This is a genomic window from Pseudorhodoferax sp. Leaf274, assembly GCF_001422445.1.
Lineage (GTDB): Bacteria > Pseudomonadota > Gammaproteobacteria > Burkholderiales > Burkholderiaceae_C > Pseudorhodoferax.
Genome location: NZ_LMNA01000002.1, coordinates 138,542 through 157,922 on the forward strand (window position 1 = coordinate 138,542; position 19,381 = coordinate 157,922).

The window sequence follows — 19,381 nt, forward strand, 5'->3', positions numbered from 1 at the left end:
CAGCACAGATGCCCGCTTACGCATTCGAAGCCGTCGATGCCGAAGGCGCCACCCGCAAGGGCGTGCTGGAGGCCGACACCGCGCGCTCGGCGCGCAGCATGCTGCGCGCCCAGGCGCTGGTGCCGCTGGCCGTGGAACCGGTGGGCTCCGGCCAGGGCGTGGGCGAGGCGCCGCCACGCTCGCGCGGGCTGTTCGCCGGCCGCGTGTTCCGCGGCACGGCGCTGTCGGTCTGGACGCGCCAGATCGCCGGCCTGGTCTCCGCCGGCCTGCCGCTCGAGCGTGCGCTGACCGCGCTGACCGAGGAGGCCGAGGACGAGCGCCAGCGCCACCTGCTGGCCGGCCTGCGCTCTGAGGTCAACGCCGGTTCGTCCTTCGCCAAGGCGCTGGCCCGGCACCCGCGCGAGTTCAGCCCGATCTACACCGCCGTGATCGGCGCGGGCGAGCAGAGCGGCCACCTGGGCCTGGTGCTCGACCGGCTGGCCGAAGACCTGGAGACGCAGCAGGAACTCAAGTCGCGCCTGATCGGCGCCGCGCTGTACCCGGCCATCGTGACGCTGGTGGCCATCGTCATCGTGATGTTCCTGGTCGGCTACGTGGTGCCGCAGGTGGCCAACGTGTTCGCCGGCACCAAGCGCGCACTGCCCATCCTCACGGTGATCATGCTGGCCATCAGCGACATCGTGCGCAACCACGGCTGGTGGATCGCGCTGCTGCTGCTGGCTGGCGGCGTGGGCCTGCGGCTGTCGCTGCGCGCCGAGGCGGTGCGCCAGCGCTTCGACGCGATGGTGCTGCGCCTGCCGCTGATCGGCAAGCTGGCCGCGGGCTACAACGCGGCCCGCTTCACGAGCACGCTGGCCATGCTGGCCGCTGCCGGCGTACCCATCCTGCGCGCGCTGCAGGCCGCGGCCGAGACGCTCAACAACCGCGCCATGCGCGCCGACGCGCTGGACGCGCTGGTGGCGGTGCGCGAGGGCGCGCCGCTGGCCTCGGCGCTGGCGCAGAAGAAGCGCTTCCCGGGCCTGGTCTCGATGTTCGCGCGCCTGGGCGAGCAGACGGGCGAGCTGCCCACCATGCTGCAGCGCGCCGCGCGCCAGATCGGCGGCGAGGTGCAGCGCCGCGCGATGGCGCTGGCCACCATCCTGGAGCCGCTGCTGATCGTGGCGATGGGCCTGGTCGTCATGCTGATCGTGCTGGCGGTGCTGATGCCCATCATCCAGTTGAACCAATTCGCAAGGTGACCTGATGCCCGCCACCCTGGAAGACAAGCTCGTCGTCGCGATCTCCTCGCGCGCGCTGTTCGACCTGGAGGAAGAGAACCGGCTGTTCGATGCCGGCGATGCGCGCGCCTACATGCAGCTGCAGCTCTCGCGCCTGGAGGTGCCGGCGCGCCCCGGCGTGGCGTTCTCGCTCGTGCGCAAGCTGCTGGCGTTCAACGACGCCGCGCAGCAGCGCGTGGAGGTGGTCATGCTCTCGCGCAACGATCCGGTCAGCGGCATGCGCATCTTCCGCTCGGTGCGCGAGGCCGGCATCAAGCTCGAGCGCGGCGTGTTCACGCAGGGCCGCGACCCGTTCGGCTACCTGCGGCCGCTGCGTGCCCACCTGTTCCTGTCGGCCAACGAGGCCGACGTGCGCGAGGCGCTGGCGCAGGGCTTTCCGGCCGCGCGCGTGCTGACGGAATCGGTACAGGCGGGCAAGAACCATCCCGACGAGGTGCGCATCGCCTTCGACGGCGATGCGGTGCTGTTCTCCGACGAGGCCGAGCAGGTGTTCCAGGCCAAGGGCCTGGACGCGTTCCAGCTGCACGAGACCGACAAGGCCGCGCTGCCGCTGCCCGACGGCCCGTTCAAGCCGCTGCTGGCCGCGCTGCACCGGCTGCAGCAGGCGTCCAAGGCCGGCATGCGCATCCGCACCGCGCTGGTCACGGCGCGCAGTGCGCCGGCGCACGAGCGCGCCATCCGCACGCTCATGAACTGGAACATCGAGGTCGACGAGGCGATGTTCCTGGGCGGACTGCCCAAGGGCGAGTTCCTGCGCGAATTCGAGCCCGACTTCTTCTTCGACGACCAGACCACGCACGTGCGCTCGGCCGCCCGGCATGTGCCGGCGGGGCATGTGAGCCACGGCGTGGCCAACCCGGCGAAGCCGGTTTAAGCCGCACGTAAGTCTTGCGCGCCGGTGGGCGCTAGCATGGGTCGACCACGACCGAAGGCTGCGTCCACGATGACACTCCAAGAACGATTCCGCCTGGCGCGCGCACAGGCGCGCAAGATCTGGGCACTGTCGCTGCCCTATTTCCAGTCCGAGGAGAAATGGCGCGCGCGCGGGCTGCTGGCGGCCATCGTGCTGCTGAACCTGGCCGGCGTCTGGCTGCTGGTGCAGTACAACGACTGGTACCGGGTGTTCTACGACGCGCTCGAGAAGCGCGACCAGGCCGTGTTCTGGCAGCAGCTGGGCCGCTTCACGATCCTGGCCTTCGGCATGATCATCCTGGCCGTCTACCGCTTCTACCTGACCCAGCTGCTGCAGATGCGCTGGCGCGCCTGGATGACGGGCACCTACCTCAGGCGCTGGATGGCCGACCATGCCTTCTACCGCATGGAACTGGCGCGCTACGGCCAGGCCGAGGGCGGCACGCCGCCCGACAACCCGGACCAGCGCATCCAGGAAGACCTGAACCTGTTCACCACCTACACGGTCTCGCTGACCATGGGCGCGTTCAACGCCTTCGTCACGCTGGTGAGCTTCGTCGGCATCCTGTGGGGGCTGTCGGGCGCCTTCGCGTTCGATCTCGGCGGCCGGCATGTGGAGATCCCTGGCTTCATGGTCTGGATGGCGGTGCTGTACTGCCTGGCCGGCAGCCTGATCACGCACCTGATCGGCCGGCCGCAGATCGGGCTCAACTTCCGCCAGCAGCGGCTGGAGGCCGACTTTCGGCACCACATGGTGCGCGTGCGCGAGTACAGCGAGGCCATCGCGCTGGACCGCGGCGAGCCGGTCGAGCGCGCGCAGCTCGACACGCGTTTCGGCAAGGTGCTGGCCAATTACCTGGACCTGATCCGCGCGCAGAAGCGGCTGATCTGGTTCAGCAGCTTCTTCGGCCAGGCGGCGGTGATCTTCCCTTTCCTGGTGTCGGCGCCGCGCTTCTTCAGCGGCGCGCTGCAGCTGGGCGACCTGATGCAGATCTCGTCGGCCTTCGAGCGCGTGCAGAACGCGCTGGCCTGGTTCGTCGAGAACTACCAGGAACTCGCCGTCTGGCGCGCCACGACCGACCGGCTCACCAGCTTCGAGGCGCACCTGGCTGCCCACGCGGCGCGCAGCGAGGGACGGCAGGCCCGCTACACACAGGGCGGCAACGCACTGGCCACGCAGGATCTGGCGCTGGCCCTGCCCGATGGCAGCCGGCTCCTGTCGGGCCTGGACCTGCAGGTCCAGCCGGGTGAGCGGGTGCTCGTCAAGGGCCCGTCGGGCAGCGGCAAGTCCACGTTGCTGCGCGCCATCGCCGGCATCTGGCCGCATGCCAGCGGCGATGTGACGCAGCCGGCGGACGCCATGTTCATCCCGCAGCGGCCCTATTTCCCGGACGGCCCGCTGCGCGATGCGCTGGCCTACCCCAAGCCGGCCTCCGACTACCGCGACGACGATTTGCGCGCCGCGCTGCGCGACGCCCAGCTACCGCAGCTGCAGGACAGCCTGGACCGGCAGGACGCCTGGAGCCAGAAGCTCTCGGGCGGAGAGCAGCAGCGCCTTGCCGTGGCACGTGTGCTGCTGAAGAAACCGCGCTGGGTGCTGGCGGACGAGGCCACCAGCGCGCTGGACGAGGCGGCAGAGCAAGCGGTCTACGGCAAGCTCGTGGCGCAGGTGCAGGCGGCGGGTGGCGCGCTGCTGTCGATCGCGCACCGTCCGGCCGTGGCGGCCTTCCACGACCGCAGCTGGCAGCTGGTGCCGGCGGCCGATGGTGCGGCGGCGCGCTTCACACTGGAACAGGCGCCATTGCAGCCGCGCTGAGCGCGCGCCTCGCCCGACCTGCAATAGACCCGCGCGCCGCGCAGGCCGCCGGCCTCACGACCCGGTGGTCTTCTTGGCCGAGGGATCGGCGTAGGTGACGGGGCCGTCGGCTTCCTTGGGCGGATTGAGCGTGAGGTTGCCGCTCTGCGCCACATCGATGGCGTTGCCGCCAGCCCGCCACAGGCTCTGCAGGAAGTCCAGCAGCTTCTTGGAGATGGGCTCCTTGGGTGGCTCGGGCGGCTTTTCTTCCTCGACCTTGGGCTTTTCGGTCCAGTTCTTGGGCGCGGCGTCGTCCGGGCCTGAAGGCTGGTCCGGGCCCGGCTTCTGGCCGGTGGCCTGGTAGCGGCCCAGGGCCTGGGCGGTGTCGGCGGTGGGTGCGGCGTCGGCCGACAGGCGTTGCTCGAAGGCTTCGGTCGCAGCCTCGATGCTGGACTTCGGCGGAACCGCACCGGTCTGCCCGGCGGCCTGGGCGCCCTGCCCGCCCGCACCGGATGCGGCGGAGGCAGCCACCATGACGGCACCGGCCGCGGTGGCGGCCTCGTCCTCGGCGACACGGCCGGAGCGGATCAGGGCATCGGCCTGGGCCGACAGCTCCACCCGCATCGAGGGTTCGGGCTGCTGCGCCACGGCGCGCTCCTGCAGCACACGGGTTTCTTCACGTGTGGCCCGGGCCACGGTACCGGCGCCCGCAGCTGCGCTGCCGGCGGCCGGCTGCGAATCGGCACCGGCTGCGGCCGGCCCGTTCACAGTGCGATCAACAGAAGGCAGTTGCATGGCGCTCACCAAAGGACTGGACGAATGGTCAGGGAGTCGGTTTTCCCTGGCCTCGAAAGTCTTAACGGCAGAACTGAACCAGAATTTAGGCCTATTTCTTCAAAAGACCCAAATTTCTTCACACAACCGGCTGGTGGCTACAGGAAGCGTTCGAGCAGCCGGCGCGAGGGCCGGTCCAGCGCCGCCCGGTCGCGCACACGAAAGTGCACGCCCTGGCCACTGGCGATCAGCAGGCCGCCGTCGGGCAGGCGGCGGATGTCCTCTTCGCTCTTGAGCACGAAATCGGTGGTGCCGCGGTCGGTCTCCACGCGCCAGATGCTCGGCGTGGAGAACGTGGACACGCTGAGCAGGCGCCGCACCTCGGGATGGAATTCGCGCGCCACGAGCTCCTCGTCCAGCAGCGCGCGCTGCGCACCTGGCAATGCATCCAGCCGATCGATCCAGAGCAGCTCGCGCCCCTCGGTACTGACCAGCGACAGCCCTTCGCCGGGCGCCGACAGCGGAAAGGCCAGCACCGGCACCACGCCGGTGTGCTCGGTGCCGCCCAGGCGCAGCACCAGGTGGCCCATGGGATGGCGTTGCAGCTCGAAGTCCATCACACGTCTCCTGCCGGGTGGGCCGGGTGGCTGACCGGCATTTCGGCCATCCTGTCGGCGTTGTCGTCCATGCGCCGCACCTGCGCCTCGTACAGGCGCCAGTACGCGCCCTGGCGCGCCATGAGCTCGTCGTGCGGGCCGACCTCCACGACCTGGCCACGGTCCATGACCACCAGCCGGTCGGCCTTGCGCAAGGTGGACAGCCGGTGCGCGATGGCGATCGTGGTGCGGCCCTGCACCAGGTTGTCCAGCGCCTTCTGGATTTCCTTCTCGGTCTCGGTGTCCACGGCCGAGGTGGCCTCGTCCAGGATCAGGATGCGGGGATCGATCAGCAGTGCGCGCGCGATCGAGATGCGCTGGCGTTCGCCACCCGACAGGCCCTGGCCGCGTTCGCCGACCAGAGAGTCGTAGCCCTGCGGCAGCCGCAGGATGAATTCGTGCGCATGGGCAGCGCGCGCGGCGGCCACGATCTCGGCGCGCGTGGCGCCTGGCTTGCCGTAGGCGATGTTTTCCGCGATGGTGCCGAAGAACAGGAAGGGCTCCTGCAGCACCAGGCCGATGTGGCGCCGGTAGTCGGCCACGCGCAGGCGGCGCAGGTCCAGGCCGTCGACGCGGATCGCCCCCTCGCTGACGTCGTAGAAGCGGCAGATCAGGTTCACCAGCGTGCTCTTGCCCGAGCCGCTGTGCCCGACCAGGCCGATCATCTCGCCGGGACGGATGTCCAGCGACAGGTTGCGGATCACCGAGCGGTTGCCGTAGCGGAAGGCGATGCCGTCCATCTGCAGCCCGCCGACCAGGCCGCCGGGCGGCAGCGCCACGGGCTCGGCCGGCTCGGGCACGTTGGAGCGGTGGTCCAGGATGTCGAAGATGCGCTTGGCGCCGGACGCTGCCTTCTGCGTGACCGAGACGATGCGGCTCATGGAGTCCAGCCGCGTGTAGAAGCGGCCGATGTAGGCCAGGAAGGCGGTCAGCACGCCGACCGTGACCTGCTGGTGCGCCACCAGCCAGATGCCGAAGGCCCAGACCACGAGCAGGCCGATCTCGGTCAGCAGCGACACCGTGGGCGTGAACAGCGACCAGGTCTTGTTGAGCCGGTCGTTGACCTCCAGGTTGCGCTGGTTGGCATCGCGAAAGCGCTGGGCCTCGCGCCCCTCCTGCGCAAACGCCTTGACCACGCGGATGCCGGGAATGGTGTCGGCCAGCACGCTGGTGACGTCGGACCAGACCCGGTCGATCTTCTCGAACCCGGTGCGCAGGCGGTCGCGCACCACATGGATCATCCAGCCGATGAAGGGCAGCGGCAGCAGCGTGACCAGCGCCAGTCCGGGGTGGATGGAGAACAGAACGGCCGCCGTCATGCCGATCATGAGCACGTCGGTCGCGAAGTCGAGCGCATGCAACGAAAGGAAAACGCAGATGCGGTCGGTTTCAGAGCCGATGCGCGACATCAGATCGCCGGTACGCTTGCCGCCGAAGTAGTCGAGCGACAGTTGCAGCAAGTGGTCGAAGGTGGCCGTGCGCAGGTCGGCGCCGATGCGCTCGGACACCAGCGCCAGCAGGTAGGTGCGCCACCAGTTCAGGCCCCAGCCCAACAGCGCTGCCGCGAGCAGGCCGCCGAGGTACATCATCACCGTGCCGGGCGCGATCTGCTGGCCGTTCTGGAACGGGATCAGCACGTCGTCCATCAGCGGAATCGTCAGGTAGGGCGGCACGAGCGTTGCCGCCGTGGAGGCCAGCGTCAGCACGAAGCCCAGCAGCAATTGCATGCGGTACGGGTGCGCGAAGCGCCACAGTCGCAACAGCACCCATGTCGAAGGCGGCGTATGCAACTCACGGAAACAGACGCTACAGGTTTCGCTGTCTGCAGGCAGGGGCGCGTGGCACGTTGGGCAGGCGCTGGCGTCGTCTTCCTCGGCCGGCTCCGGCGCGCCGCGGCGCTCGAACTGGCGCAACAGGCGCAGCGCCTGGGGGTCGGCGGCCAGCGTGAAACGCCAGCGCGCGAGGCGCTGGCGGCCGTCGTGCAGCTCCAGCTGGCCGACGCCGGCATGGTCGGAGTGGCGCAGGTCCAGCCCGGGCGCCAGGGGCCAACTCTGGACCTGCGGCCCATCCGTCCCGCTGGCGACAGCGATGAGGCGGTGTTCCGTCAGCGCCAGCAGGCCGGATGAAAAACGCAGTTGCGCATCCAGGTCAACCGCCACGCTGGCTGTTACGTTTTCACCGCCTGCCAGTTCGGCCTTGAGTGCGGACTGGAGCGTCGAAGAACTGGAAAGGTCGACCTGATGTGGATGATGCATGTTGAACGAATGAGGCGCGAAATTCTCGCCGAAGCCCGTCCGGGCCAGCCCGGCGGCCACCCACAACGCGCCAGGCGGCCCGCATGACGACAAGCACCCCGGCCGCGCTGTCGCGCGAGGCCGACATCCAGCTGCTGCGCATCCGCTACCTGCGCGGCCCCAACATCTGGACCTACCGCTCGGCGCTGGAGGTCTGGCTGGACCTGGGCGAGCTGGAAGACTTCCCGTCCAACCTGATCCCCGGCCTGACCGAACGCCTGGTCGCCATGCTGCCGGCACTGGTCGAGCACCATTGCGGCGTGGGCGAGCGTGGCGGCTTCCTGCAGCGCCTGGTCGAGGGCACGTGGGCTGGCCATGTGCTGGAGCACGTGGTCATCGAGCTGCTGAACCTGGCCGGCATGCCGACCGGCTTCGGGCAAACCCGCAGTACCTCGCAGCGCGGCGTCTACCGCATGGTGTTCCGCGCCCGCGACGAACAGGTGGCGCGCACCGCCCTGGCCTGCGGGCACCGGCTGCTGGCCGCGGCGATCCATGGCGAAGCCTTCGCCGTGCCCGTGGCCGTGGCGCAGATCCGCGCCAAGGTGGACGATTGCTACCTGGGGCCGAGCACGGCCTGCATCGTGGCCGCCGCGGCCGACCGCGGCATCCCGCACATCCGGCTCAACGACGGCAACCTGGTGCAGCTGGGCCATGGCGCGCGGCAGCGCCGCATCTGGACGGCCGAGACCGACCGCACCAGCGCCATCGCCGAAGGCATCGCCCACGACAAGGACCTGACCAAGAGCCTGCTGGCGTCCTGCGGCGTGCCCGTGCCCGAAGGCCGGGTGGTCGACAGCCCGGCCGCGGCCTGGGAGGCCGCGCAGGACATCGGCCTGCCCGTGGTCGTCAAGCCATCGGACGCCAACCACGGCCGCGGCGTCAGCCTGGACCTGTCCGAGCAGGCCGACATCGAGAAGGCCTTCGGCGTGGCCGACGCCGAAGGCAGCGAGGTGCTGGTCGAGCGCTTCATCCGTGGCGACGAGCACCGTGTGCTGGTGGTCGGCGGCAAGGTCGTGGCCGCCGCCCGCGGCGAAAGCCTGTCCATCACGGGCGACGGCCGCCAGAGCGTGGCGCAGCTGATCGACAGCCAGCTCAACAGCGACCCGCGCCGCGGCGACGCCGAGGAGTTCCCGCTGGAGACCATTCACCTGGAGAAAGACGGCGTGATGCGCCTGCTGCTGGAGCGCCAGGGCCTGACCGGCGCATCGGTACCGGCCAAAGGCCGGCGCGTGCTGGTGCAGCGCACCGGCAACGTGGCGATCGACTGCACGGACGAGGTGCACCCCGAGGTCGCGCACGCCGCGGCACTGGCCGCGCGCGTGGTCGGCCTGGACATCGCTGGCATCGACCTGGTGGCCGAGGACATCGGCAAGCCGCTGCAGGCCCAGCGTGGGGCCATCGTCGAGGTCAACGCCGGCCCCGGCCTGCTGATGCACCTCAAGCCCGCGGAAGGCGCGCCGCGCCCCGTCGGCCAGGCCATCGTGGACCACCTGTTCGACGAGGACGAGGACGGCCGCATTCCCATCGTCGGCGTGGCCGGCACCCTGGGCACGGCCACCATCGCGCGCCTGGTGGCCTGGCTGCTGCACCTGTCGGGCCGCCGCGTCGGCCTGGCCTGCAGCGACGGGCTGTTCCTGGACAGCCGCCGCGTGGACGCCGGCGACTGCGCTGCCTGGGACTCGGGCCACCGGCTGCTGATGAACCGCGCGATCCAGGCGGCCGTGCTGGAGAACGGCCCGGCCTCGATCCTGCGCGACGGCCTGGCCTACGACCGCTGCCAGGTCGGCATCGTGACCGACATGGGCGGCGCCAGCGCCCTGGGCGAGTTCGACATCCAGGAGAGCGACCAGCTCGCCCGCGTGCTGCGCACCCAGGTCGACGTGGTGCTGTCCGACGGCGTGGCGGTGCTCAACGCCAGCGATGCGCGCGTCGCCGCGCTGGCTTCGCTGTGCGACGGGCAGGTCATCCTGTACGGCAAGGAGGCCGAGCTGCCGGCCATCATGGCGCACCGTGCCAATGGCGGCCGGGCCGTGCTGATGCAGCAGGGCCAGCTGGTGCTGGCCCAGGGCAGCAGCGTGACGGCGCTGTCGGGCATGCACCAGCTCAACGCACGCCGCGGCAAGAACATGCGCGACGACAAGCTCGTGTGCAGCGTGCTGGCCGCCGTGGCCGCGGCCTGGGCGCTGCAGATCTCGCCGGACCTGATCTCGGCCGGCCTCAAGACCTTCGAACTCGATCCCGGATCGACCACCCGTAACGCCAGGACCCTGGCCGCACGCTGATGCCTTCCACTGACGACAACAGCTTCGTGCAAGCACGAGACAACACCATGCACATCTCTCGCGTGCGGGCCCTGCGCGGCCCCAACCTGTGGAGCCGGCACACGGCGCTCGAGGCCATCGTGTCCTGCGCGCCGCCGGAGCGCTCCATCGTCGAGCTGCCGGGCTTCGAGATTGCCGTGCGCGCGCGTTTCCCGACCATCGGCACGCTGCGCTCGGGGCCCAACACCGGGCCCGTGGCGCTGGCCCACGTGCTGGAGAGCGCGGCGCTGGCACTGCAGGCCCAGGCCGGCTGCCCCGTCACGTTCAGCCGCACCGCGGCCACGCTGGAGCCAGGCATCTACCAGGTGGTGGTCGGCTACAGCGAGGAGGCCGTGGGCCGCCGTGCCCTGGAATTGGCCGAGGCGCTGATCCAGGCCACGCTGCAGGGCCAGGCCTTCGACGTCGAAGCGGCGATCGCCGAACTGCGCGCGCTGGACGAGGACGAGCGCCTGGGCCCGAGCACCGGCTGCATCGTCGATGCCGCCGTGGCGCGCGGCATCCCCTACCGCCGGCTCACTCGCGGCTCCATGGTGCAGTTCGGCTGGGGCTCGCAGCAGCGGCGCATCCAGGCAGCCGAGCTGGACGCGACCAGCGCCGTGTCCGAATCGATCGCGCAGGACAAGGACCTGACCAAAAAGCTGCTGCACGCCGCCGGCGTGCCGGTGCCGCATGGCCGCCCCGTCGCCACGGCCGACGAGGCCTGGGCCGTGGCCCAGCAGATCGGCCTGCCCGTGGTCGTCAAGCCGCAGGACGGCAACCAGGGCAAGGGCGTCACGGTCAACATCACCGACCGCGCGCACCTGGAAGGCGCCTTCGCCACCGCGGCCGAATACGGCGAGGTGATGGTCGAGCAGTACCTGCCGGGCAGCGACTTCCGCCTGCTGGTGGTGGGCGACAAGCTGGTGGCCGCCTCGCGCCGCGACCCGCCCCAGGTGACGGGCGACGGCGAGCACACCGTGCGCGAACTCGTGGACATGGTCAACGCCGACCCTCGGCGCGGCGACGGCCACGCCACCGCGCTGACCAAGATCCGCTTCGACGACATCGCCGTCGCGCGGCTCGGCGTGCAGGGCCTGGAGCCCGACTCGGTGCCCAAGAAGGGCCAGCGCGTGATCCTGCGCAACAACGCCAACCTGTCCACCGGCGGCACCGCCACCGACGTGACCGACGACGTGCACCCGGCCATCGCCGCGCATGCCGTGGCGGCCGCGCAGATGGTGGGCCTGGACATCTGCGGCGTGGACCTCGTCAGCGAGACGGTGCTCAAGCCGCTGGAGCAGCAGCGCGGCGGCATCGTCGAAGTGAACGCCGCGCCGGGCCTGCGCATGCACCTGTCGCCCTCGTACGGCAAGGCGCGCAACGTGGGCCAGGCCATCGTCGAGACGCTGTATGGCGCCGGCGAGGACGGCCGCATCCCGGTGGTGGCCGTGACCGGCACCAACGGCAAGACCACCACCACGCGCCTGATTGCGCACCTGTTCACCGCCGCCGGCCTGCGCGTGGGCATGACCAACACCGACGGCGTCTACGTCGAAGGCCGCCAGATCGACAGCGGCGACTGCAGCGGCCCGCGCAGCGCGCGCAACGTGCTGATGCACCCCGACGTCGATGCCGCCGTGTTCGAGACCGCACGCGGCGGCATGCTGCGCGAAGGCCTGGGCTACGACCAGTGCCAGGTGGCCGTCGTCACCAACATCGGTGCCGGCGACCACCTGGGGCTGAACTACATCACCACGGTGGAAGACCTGGCCGTGCTCAAGCGCGTGATCGTGCAGAACGTGGCCACCAGCGGCTACGCCGTGCTCAACGCCGCCGACCCGAACGTGGCCGCCATGGCCGCCACCTGCCCGGGCCAGGTGATCTTCTTCGCCGCCGACCGGCACCACCCGGTCATGGCCACGCACCGCGCCCAGGGCCGGCGCACCGTGCACGTCGATGGCGACCACCTGGTCGCGGCGGTCGGCTCCTGGCGCGAGACCATCGCGCTGCGCGACGTGCCCATCACGCGCGGCGGCACCATCGGCTTCCAGGTCGAGAACGCAATGGCCTCGGTGGCCGCGGCCTGGGCCGCCGGCCTGTCATGGGACGCGGTGCGCCGCGGGCTGGCCAGCTTCGCCAACGATGCCGACAACGCACCCGGGCGCTTCAACGTCATGGACTACCGTGGCGCCACCGTGATCGCCGACTACGGCCACAACCCCGATGCCATGCGCGCCCTGGTCGCCGCCGTGGACGCCATGCCGGCGCGCCGGCGCAGCGTGGTCATCAGCGGTGCCGGCGACCGGCGGGACGAGGACATCCGCGAGCAGACCGCGATCCTGGGCAACGCCTTCGACCACGTCATCCTGTACCAGGACGCCTGCCAGCGCGGCCGCGCCGACGGCGAGGTGCTGGCGCTGCTGCGCCAGGGCCTGGCCCAGGCCAGCCGCGCACGCCAGGTCGAGGAGATCCACGGAGAGTTCAAGGCCATCGACCACGCGCTGGCCCAGTTGCAGCCGGGCGACCTGTGCCTGGTGCTGGTGGACCAGGTCGAGGAAGCGCTGGCCCATCTGGCGCGCTGCGTCGAGGAAGCGGCGACCGTCCCGGCCTGACGCGTTTCGATACGGTTTCGGCGCAGCCTGCGGGCCAAACCTGCAGGCTAAAATCCGCCATTTGTCGAAACCGTCCCCCATGTCCGCTGCACCTGCAGGGCACGCACGTGCCAGCTTCGACTTGAAGAGCGCCAGCCTGCCGCTGATCACGGTGGTGCTCAAGACCCCGAACCTCGCCACGCTGTCGCAGGAACTGCAGGCCCGCTTCGGCGAAACGCCCGATTTCTTCGACGAAGACCCGGCCGTGATCGTGCTGACGCAGATCGCGCAGGACCCCACGCCGCTGAGCTTCTCGGTGCTGCTGACACTGCTCAAGCACTACCGGCTGCGCCCCTTCGGCATCCATGGCGGCAGCCTGGCGCACAAGGAGACGGCCGCGGCCGTCGGCCTGATGGATCTGCCCGAGATCTCATCGTCCGCCGTGGCGGTGCCGGGCGAGGCACCCGCACCTGTCGCGGCGCCGGTCGCCGCCCCGGCCCCGTCCCCTGCCGACGCAGCCAACCCGGCCAGCACCGCGAATGGCACCATGGTGATCGACCGGCCCCTGCGCTCGGGCCAGCAGATCTATGCGCGCGGCTGCGACCTGATCGTGCTGCAGGCCGTCAACTTCGGCGCCGAGATCATTGCCGACGGCAACATCCACGTGTACGCGCCGCTGCGCGGCCGGGCGATCGCCGGCGCGCGCGGCAACACCGACGCCCGCATCTTCAGCACCTGCATGGAGGCCCAGCTGATCTCCATTGCCGGCATCTACCGCACCAGCGAGGTCGCGCTGCCCGCCGACGTGCTGGGCAAGCCCGCCCAGGTGCGCCTGGTCGGCGAGAGCCTGGTGCTCGACCCCATCTGAATCCATCCCTTAGAAAAAGGACCTCCATTCCATGAGCAAGATCATCGTGGTCACCTCCGGCAAGGGAGGTGTGGGCAAGACCACCACCAGCGCCAGTTTCTCCTCCGGCCTGGCGTTGAAGGGACACAAGACGGTCGTGATCGACTTCGACGTCGGCCTGCGCAACCTCGACCTGATCATGGGCTGCGAACGCCGCGTGGTGTACGACCTGATCAACGTGATCCACAACGAGGCCAACCTGAACCAGGCGCTGATCAAGGACAAGCAGTGCGAGAACCTGTTCGTGCTGGCCGCCTCGCAGACGCGCGACAAGGATGCGCTGACGCAGGACGGCGTCGAGAAGGTGCTCAAGGACCTGTCCGAGATGGGCTTCGAGTACATCGTCTGCGACTCGCCGGCCGGCATCGAGACCGGTGCGCTGATGGCCATGCACTTCGCCGACTACGCGCTGGTGGTGACCAACCCCGAGGTCTCCTCGGTGCGCGACTCCGACCGCATCCTCGGCATGCTGGGCTCCAAGACCAAGCGCGCCATCGAGGGTGGCGACCCGGTCAAGGAACACCTGCTGATCACGCGCTACAACCCGGGCCGCGTGGCCGACGGGCACATGCTGTCGCTGGAAGACATCCAGGACATCCTGCGCATCCCGCTGATCGGCGTGATCCCCGAGTCCGAGGCCGTGCTGCAAGCCTCCAACCAGGGCGTGCCTGCGATCCACGGCAAGGACACCGACGTGGCCGAGGCCTACAAGGACGTGGTCGCGCGCTTCCTCGGCGAGGACAAGCCGATGCGCTTCGTCGACGCCGAGAAGCCCGGCTTCTTCAAGCGACTGTTCGGGAGGTAAGGCCGATGTCCTTTCTGTCCTTTCTGCTCGGGGAGAAGAAGAAGACCGCCAACGTCGCCAAGGAGCGGCTGCAGATCATCCTGGCGCACGAGCGCGGCAGCCGCGGCGGGCTCAAGCCCGACATGCTGCAGGAACTGCAGCGCGAGCTGGTCGCGGTGATCTCCAAGTACGTCGCGGTGAACCAGGAGCACATCAAGGTGAACCTGGAGCGCCAGGACACGCTGGAAGTCCTCGAAGTCAAGATCGAACTGCCCGAAGGGCGCTGAAGCCATGCGGGCCTGGCTGTTCCTGAGCACCGCACTGGTGCTGGCATGCACGCGCGCCGATGCGCAGAAGGTCGGCGAGGTCGACACCGCCTTCCAGTGGCTGGGGCCCAACCACAAGATCGTGGTCGATGCCTACGACGACCCGCGCGTGCAGGGCGTGACCTGCTACGTCTCCCGCGCGCGCACCGGCGGCATCAAGGGCGCCGTCGGCCTGGCCGAAGACAAGGCCGAGGCCTCCATCGCCTGCCGCCAGGTCGGCCCCATCAGCGTGCCGCAGCCGCTGCCGCGCCAGGAAGAGGTGTTCAGCGAGCGCATGTCGGTGCTGTTCAAGCGCCTGCGCATCGTGCGCATGGTCGATGCGGAGCGCCACACGCTGGTCTACCTCACCTACTCGGACAGGCTCGTCGAAGGCTCGCCGCAGAACGCCATCACCGCCGTGCCGGTCGACCGCGCCACGCCGCTGCCGGTCAAGTAAGCGGATGCCCGAAGAGCGCCCTTCGGTCCTGACACCCGACGAGGCCTCGTCTCCCGACGCAGACCTCTCCACGCTGGCCCCGCTGCGTTGGCCGGTGTTCCGCATGCTGTGGCTGGTCTGGCTGGCGTCCAACATCTGCATGTGGATGAACGACGTGGCAGCGGCCTGGCTCATGACCTCGCTGACCACCTCGCCGGTCTGGGTGGCGCTGGTGCAGACGGCCGCCACGCTGCCGGTGTTCCTGTTCGGCCTGCCCAGCGGTGCGCTGGCCGACATGCTGGACCGGCGCCGCTTCTACATCGCCACGCAGTTCTGGGTGGCCGGCGTGGCGCTGCTGCTGTGCGCCACCGTGCTCACGGAGACGGTCACGCCACCGCTGCTGCTGTTGCTGACCTTTGCCAACGGCATCGGGCTGGCGATGCGCTGGCCGGTCTACTCGGCCGTGGTGCCCGAACTGATCCCGCGCGCGCAGCTGCCGGCCGCGCTGGCGCTCAACGGCATCACGATGAACGCCTCGCGCATCGTCGGCCCGCTGCTGGCCGGCGCGCTGATCGCCAGCATCGGCAGCGCTGCGGTGTTCGTGCTCAACGCCGTGCTGTCGCTGGCCTCCGCCTTCATGCTGATGCGCTGGCAGCGCGAGCACAAGCCCGATCCGCTGGGCCGCCAGCGCCTGTGGAGCGCCATGCGCGTGGGCGTGCAGTTCGTGCGCCAGTCGCCGCGGCTCAAGGCCGTGCTGCTGCGCATCGCGCTGTTCTTCTTCCATTCCACGGCGCTGATCGCGCTGCTGCCGCTGGTCGCGCGCGGCCTGCAGGGTGGCGATGCCGCCACCTTCACGGTGCTGCTGGCCTCGATGGGCATGGGGGCCATCGCCACCGCCTTCCTGATGCCGCGGCTGCGCCAGTTGCTGGCGCGCGACCAGGTGGTGCTGTACGGCACGCTGCTGCAGTCGGGCGCCACGCTGGTGATGGCGTTCGCGTCCAACGTGGCGGTGGCCGTGCCGGCGATGTTCGTGGCGGGCATGGCCTGGATCGCCACGGCCAACTCGCTGTCGGTCTCGGCCCAGCTGGCGCTGCCAGACTGGGTGCGCGCGCGCGGCATGTCGATCTACCAGATGGCCATCATGGGCGCCAGCGCGTTCGGCGCTGGCCTATGGGGCCAGGTGGCGGCGCTCGGCACCGTGCAACTGAGCCTGCTGGTGGCGGCGCTGACGGGCGGCACGGCCATGTGGCTGGCCACGCGCTTCGTGGTCGACCTGCAGATCGAGGAAGACCTCACGCCCTCGCATGCGCTGCAGGTCCCTGTGGCAGAGCAGCCGCCGGCCACGGGCCATGTGCTGGTCAGCATCGACTACCGCATCGACCCCGCGCGTGCGGCCGACTTCGAGCGCGTGATGCAGGACAGCCGGCGCAGCCGCCTGGCCCAGGGCGCGCTGCAATGGCACCTGCTGCGCGACATCACCGACCCGGGGCACTACACCGAGCAGATCGTCGACGAGTCGTGGACCGAGCATCTGCGCCGCTTCGACCGCGTGACGGCGGCCGACATCGCGCTGCGCGAGCGCAAGCTGGCCTTCCACCTGGAAGAAGCGCCGCCGCGCGTGACGCGCTATGCGATCGACACGCCGCGCACGTAGCGCCGCCGCAGTTCGATCGCGGCGATGCAGATCGCCAGCCAGGCCAGCCCCGAGGCGAATCCGGCCGCCACGTCGCTGGCCCAATGCACCTGCAGCAGCACACGGCTGATGCCCATGCAGAATGCCAGCGCCGCGGCGAGCAGCACGCCCGGCAGATGCCAGCGCGGCGGCAGCAGGCGCACGCCCAGATAGGCCAGCATGCCGTAGACCACCACCGAACCCGAGGTGTGGCCGCTCGGAAAGCTGTAGCCGTCGGCCATGGCGAAACCGTGCTCGTGCAGCGGCCGCACGCGCTCGAAGATCTGCTTGAACAGGCGGTTCAGCACCCCATTGCCGGCGCAGGCCACCACCCAGCCCAGCGCCAGCCAGCGGTGGCCGCGCCACAGCAGTGCAGCGCCCACCAGCACCGCCAAGGCGGTGAGCGTGAGCGGATCGCCCAGGTGGGTGGCCAGGCTGATCGCGCGCAGGGCACCGGGTGCCATGCGCTGCGCCAGCACGTCGGCCAACCGGGTGTCGAACACGCCCCACTCCTGATCGGCGTCCATGGCCTCCATGGCTTCGGCGAACAGTGCGGCCGTGGCCAGCATGAAGCCGCCACCCAGGGCGACCCACAGGCCGAGCCAGGCCGCCGGCGGCAACCATGCGCGCGGCGCGTGCAGGTGGAGGTGGCGCAACCCGGCGAACAGCAGCCCGGCGCACACGAGCGTGGCCAGCAATCCGCCCGCGGCCGCGGCCAGCGCATGCTGGCCCAGCCATTCAGCCAGGGCCTGGGCCCGCACTGCGTCCTCAGACACCGGGCGCTCCCCGGTCCAGGTCCAGCGCGTGCCGGGCCACGCACGTGAAACGCTGGGAGGGCTCGTCGAAATCCCAGCGCTCGACCTGCGACACGCCGCCGCCACGGCGCAAGACGTTGACCGAGTTGTTGGCCTCGCGCCGCAGCCGCGCGGACACGGCGGTGCCCGCCTGCACGCACCACATGCGCCGCGCCAGGCCGGCGTGCACCTGGTGCAGCGGCAGCACGTAGGGCAGGTGGATGTGGCCGCCGGCCACCACGTCCGCACCCGCGGCGGCCCAGGCGTGCACCGCGGCCTCGTGCGCCCTCAGCAGGTCGTTGGCATCGCGCGGCGTCGGCACGGCCACGGGCTGGTGCACCACCACCACGCGCAACTGGCCAGGTTCTGCCTGGCGCAGCCGTGCCGCCACGCGCGCGATCTGTTCGCGCGACACCTGGCCGTGCTTGTGGCGCCAGCGGCGGGTGGTCTTCACGCAGACCACCAGCCAGTCGGGCGTGGCGTGCACGGGCTCCAGGTCGGGGCCGAAGGCTGCGCAGTGGCGCGCGTAGGGCCACAGCAAGCGCGCAGGCAGGTTGAGCAGCGGGATGTCATGGTTGCCGGGGATGGCCAGCACCGGCGCCTGCAGGCGCTGGCAGAACGCGCGCGCGGCAGCGAATTGACCGGCCGTGGCGCGCTGCGTGATGTCGCCCGACAGCACCACGAGCTCCGGCGCGAGTTGCGCGGACAGCAGCGCCAGCGCATCGGCCACGGGGGCCCGCTCGGTGCCGAAATGCGTGTCCGAGATCTGCAGCAGGACGCTCACTTGTGCATCCTCCGTCTGGCGGCCCGTCGTCCACCCCAGCGGGCGCACGTTCGCCTGGGGCGGCCCGGCGCAGCGCTCACGCGGGCTCCACCCGGTCTTCGGGCGCAGGCGTCAGCAACCACAGCGGTTGCGGCGAGACACGGAACGTGAGCGGCGCGCGCAGCCAGATGATTTCGCCGTCCGTCGCCACCTTGACGCGGGCCGTGCGGCGCGGGGCGGCTGGCCGCATGCCGAGCCGCTCAAAGCCGAAGCGCAGCACGTCGTCAGCCTCGCCGAGCCGGCCGAAGGCGCCTCGGAGCATCAGGCCCAGCATGCCGAACGTGCTCACCGGCTTGAGCATCAGCGCCACCAAATGGCCCTGGGCCAGCAGGTCGGCCTCGGGCACGCCGATCTGCTGCAGCTGCAGGCCGTTGTTGCCCACGAACAGCGTGGACGTGCGCACGGCGCGTTGTTCGCCCTGGCATTCGATCTGCAGCCGCAGCGGCCGGTGCGCATGCAGCAGCGTGACCAGGGCCGACCAGGCCGCCACCCAGCGGCGGCGGCCGAAGCGCTGCTTGTAGGCCTCGCGGTCTTCCAGCAGCTGCGGATACAGGCCCACGCTGGCATTCACCAGGAAGAGGCGCTCGTTGACCAGCCCCACCTGCACCGGCGCAGGACGGGCACGCAGCAAGGCTTGCGTCGCCTGCTCGGTGTCCGACGTGATGCCGTGGGTGCGGCTGAAGTAGTTGAAGGTGCCCTGCGGCAGCACGCCGAACGGCAGTCCGGCCGGCAGCACGGCCTGCGCCACGGCGTTGAGCGTGCCGTCGCCACCGGCCGCGACGACGGCGCCGCGCTGCGCCCGCGCACGGCGCACGGCCTCGCCCGCCACCTCTGCCACGGCCATGCCACGCTCGATGCGCAGTACTTCATGGGCACGGCCGGCGGCCGCCAGCACCCCGGTGATGGTCTGCTGCGCGGTGTCGGCATCGGCCCGGCCGGAGCCGGCATTGAGCACGATGACCAGGGGGCCGTCGGCATCGAAATCGGGACGGGCTGCGTCGTTGGGGCTAGGGTGTGTCACGGGCGGGCAGCTTAGCAGTGCGCCGCGGCGGCGCCTGTCG

Annotated in this window: 16 protein-coding genes; 10 read left to right on the forward strand and 6 right to left on the reverse strand. The window is 70.5% G+C overall.

From position 1 onward, the window contains the following. Nucleotides 1-8: 8 nt before the first annotated feature. The 3 genes from gspF (at nucleotide 9) to ASF44_RS06230 (ending at nucleotide 4,005) form a co-directional block, all read left to right on the forward strand. A complete protein-coding gene (gene gspF, locus ASF44_RS06220; protein ID WP_056898346.1) occupies nucleotides 9-1,238 on the forward strand; it encodes a type II secretion system inner membrane protein GspF in 1,230 nt (409 codons plus the stop codon). Nucleotides 1,239-1,242: 4 nt separating this feature from the next. Beyond that, the gene (locus ASF44_RS06225) at nucleotides 1,243-2,151 is read left to right on the forward strand and encodes a 5'-nucleotidase (protein WP_056898347.1); all 909 of its coding nucleotides are present in this window, start codon (nucleotides 1,243-1,245) and stop codon (nucleotides 2,149-2,151) included. Nucleotides 2,152-2,220: 69 nt separating this feature from the next. Beyond that, entirely contained in the window at nucleotides 2,221-4,005 is a 1,785-nt protein-coding gene (locus tag ASF44_RS06230) for an ABC transporter ATP-binding protein/permease (protein WP_056898348.1), read from the forward strand. A 54-nt stretch (nucleotides 4,006-4,059) separates the two neighbouring features. On the opposite strand, the gene ASF44_RS06235 is transcribed toward ASF44_RS06230, so the two are convergent. The 3 genes from ASF44_RS06235 to ASF44_RS06245 form a co-directional block, all read right to left on the reverse strand. Next, a complete protein-coding gene (locus ASF44_RS06235; RefSeq protein WP_156374373.1) occupies nucleotides 4,060-4,779 on the reverse strand; it encodes a hypothetical protein in 720 nt (239 codons plus the stop codon). 137 nt (nucleotides 4,780-4,916) lie between these two features. Continuing rightward, on the reverse strand, nucleotides 4,917-5,375 hold the full coding sequence (locus tag ASF44_RS06240; RefSeq protein ID WP_056898350.1) for a DUF1854 domain-containing protein: 459 nt from the start codon (nucleotides 5,373-5,375) through the stop codon (nucleotides 4,917-4,919). Next, nucleotides 5,375-7,669 (reverse strand): ABC transporter ATP-binding protein, encoded by a 2,295-nt coding sequence (locus ASF44_RS06245; RefSeq protein ID WP_056898448.1) that lies wholly within the window; start codon nucleotides 7,667-7,669, stop codon nucleotides 5,375-5,377. The genes ASF44_RS06240 and ASF44_RS06245 overlap by 1 nt, the downstream gene beginning before the upstream one ends. An 83-nt stretch (nucleotides 7,670-7,752) precedes the next feature. Here ASF44_RS06245 and cphA (ASF44_RS06250) point away from each other — a divergent pair, with 83 nt between their 5' ends. From cphA (ASF44_RS06250) to ASF44_RS06280, 7 genes are all read left to right on the forward strand, one after another. Beyond that, complete coding sequence (cphA, locus tag ASF44_RS06250) at nucleotides 7,753-9,990, forward strand: cyanophycin synthetase (RefSeq protein ID WP_235579146.1); 2,238 nt, start codon at nucleotides 7,753-7,755, stop codon at nucleotides 9,988-9,990. A gap of 47 nt (nucleotides 9,991-10,037) precedes the next feature. After that, complete coding sequence (cphA, locus tag ASF44_RS06255; protein ID WP_056898450.1) at nucleotides 10,038-12,620, forward strand: cyanophycin synthetase; 2,583 nt, start codon at nucleotides 10,038-10,040, stop codon at nucleotides 12,618-12,620. Between the two features lie 79 nt (nucleotides 12,621-12,699). Continuing rightward, entirely contained in the window at nucleotides 12,700-13,467 is a 768-nt protein-coding gene (gene minC / locus ASF44_RS06260; RefSeq protein WP_056898351.1) for a septum site-determining protein MinC, read from the forward strand. Nucleotides 13,468-13,498: 31 nt separating this feature from the next. After that, the gene (gene minD, locus ASF44_RS06265; RefSeq protein ID WP_056898352.1) at nucleotides 13,499-14,311 is read left to right on the forward strand and encodes a septum site-determining protein MinD; all 813 of its coding nucleotides are present in this window, start codon (nucleotides 13,499-13,501) and stop codon (nucleotides 14,309-14,311) included. A 5-nt stretch (nucleotides 14,312-14,316) separates the two neighbouring features. Beyond that, nucleotides 14,317-14,577 carry a cell division topological specificity factor MinE gene (minE, locus tag ASF44_RS06270; RefSeq protein ID WP_056671990.1) on the forward strand — a complete coding sequence of 87 codons (261 nt, stop codon included), beginning with the start codon at nucleotides 14,317-14,319 and terminating at the stop codon, nucleotides 14,575-14,577. 4 nt (nucleotides 14,578-14,581) lie between these two features. Continuing rightward, nucleotides 14,582-15,052 (forward strand): CreA family protein, encoded by a 471-nt coding sequence (locus tag ASF44_RS06275; RefSeq protein WP_056898353.1) that lies wholly within the window; start codon nucleotides 14,582-14,584, stop codon nucleotides 15,050-15,052. Nucleotides 15,053-15,056: 4 nt separating this feature from the next. After that, nucleotides 15,057-16,685, forward strand: coding sequence for an MFS transporter (locus tag ASF44_RS06280; protein ID WP_056898354.1), 1,629 nt, complete (start codon nucleotides 15,057-15,059; stop codon nucleotides 16,683-16,685). Here the strand turns inward: ASF44_RS06280 and ASF44_RS06285 are convergent. The 3 genes from ASF44_RS06285 to ASF44_RS06295 all read right to left on the reverse strand — a co-directional run bounded on the left by ASF44_RS06285 (nucleotide 16,658) and on the right by ASF44_RS06295 (nucleotide 19,341). Continuing rightward, on the reverse strand, nucleotides 16,658-17,479 hold the full coding sequence (locus tag ASF44_RS06285; RefSeq protein ID WP_235579147.1) for a phosphatase PAP2 family protein: 822 nt from the start codon (nucleotides 17,477-17,479) through the stop codon (nucleotides 16,658-16,660). The two genes, ASF44_RS06280 and ASF44_RS06285, sit on opposite strands and share 28 nt — an antisense overlap. Then, on the reverse strand, nucleotides 17,472-18,281 hold the full coding sequence (locus ASF44_RS06290; protein ID WP_056898356.1) for a metallophosphoesterase: 810 nt from the start codon (nucleotides 18,279-18,281) through the stop codon (nucleotides 17,472-17,474). The genes ASF44_RS06285 and ASF44_RS06290 overlap by 8 nt, the downstream gene beginning before the upstream one ends. A gap of 76 nt (nucleotides 18,282-18,357) precedes the next feature. Next, nucleotides 18,358-19,341, reverse strand: a complete 984-nt coding sequence (locus ASF44_RS06295) for a diacylglycerol kinase family protein (protein ID WP_056898357.1) — start codon at nucleotides 19,339-19,341, stop codon at nucleotides 18,358-18,360. Between the last annotated feature and the right edge of the window lie 40 nt (nucleotides 19,342-19,381).

What these genes read in the sequence shown, in the direction of transcription:
- ASF44_RS06280 (WP_056898354.1), top strand. Translation starts at nt 15,057, where the DNA reads ATGCCCGAAGAGCGCCCTTCGGTCCTGACACCCGACGAGGCCTCGTCT.
- ASF44_RS06225 (WP_056898347.1), top strand. Translation starts at nt 1,243, where the DNA reads ATGCCCGCCACCCTGGAAGACAAGCTCGTCGTCGCGATCTCCTCGCGC.
- ASF44_RS06230 (WP_056898348.1), top strand. Translation starts at nt 2,221, where the DNA reads ATGACACTCCAAGAACGATTCCGCCTGGCGCGCGCACAGGCGCGCAAG.
- minC (WP_056898351.1), top strand. Translation starts at nt 12,700, where the DNA reads ATGTCCGCTGCACCTGCAGGGCACGCACGTGCCAGCTTCGACTTGAAG.
- cphA (WP_235579146.1), top strand. Translation starts at nt 7,753, where the DNA reads ATGACGACAAGCACCCCGGCCGCGCTGTCGCGCGAGGCCGACATCCAG.
- gspF (WP_056898346.1), top strand. Translation starts at nt 9, where the DNA reads ATGCCCGCTTACGCATTCGAAGCCGTCGATGCCGAAGGCGCCACCCGC.
- minD (WP_056898352.1), top strand. Translation starts at nt 13,499, where the DNA reads ATGAGCAAGATCATCGTGGTCACCTCCGGCAAGGGAGGTGTGGGCAAG.
- cphA (WP_056898450.1), top strand. Translation starts at nt 10,038, where the DNA reads ATGCACATCTCTCGCGTGCGGGCCCTGCGCGGCCCCAACCTGTGGAGC.
- ASF44_RS06235 (WP_156374373.1), bottom strand. Translation starts at nt 4,779, where the DNA reads ATGCAACTGCCTTCTGTTGATCGCACTGTGAACGGGCCGGCCGCAGCC.
- ASF44_RS06240 (WP_056898350.1), bottom strand. Translation starts at nt 5,375, where the DNA reads ATGGACTTCGAGCTGCAACGCCATCCCATGGGCCACCTGGTGCTGCGC.
- ASF44_RS06245 (WP_056898448.1), bottom strand. Translation starts at nt 7,669, where the DNA reads ATGCATCATCCACATCAGGTCGACCTTTCCAGTTCTTCGACGCTCCAG.
- ASF44_RS06275 (WP_056898353.1), top strand. Translation starts at nt 14,582, where the DNA reads ATGCGGGCCTGGCTGTTCCTGAGCACCGCACTGGTGCTGGCATGCACG.
- minE (WP_056671990.1), top strand. Translation starts at nt 14,317, where the DNA reads ATGTCCTTTCTGTCCTTTCTGCTCGGGGAGAAGAAGAAGACCGCCAAC.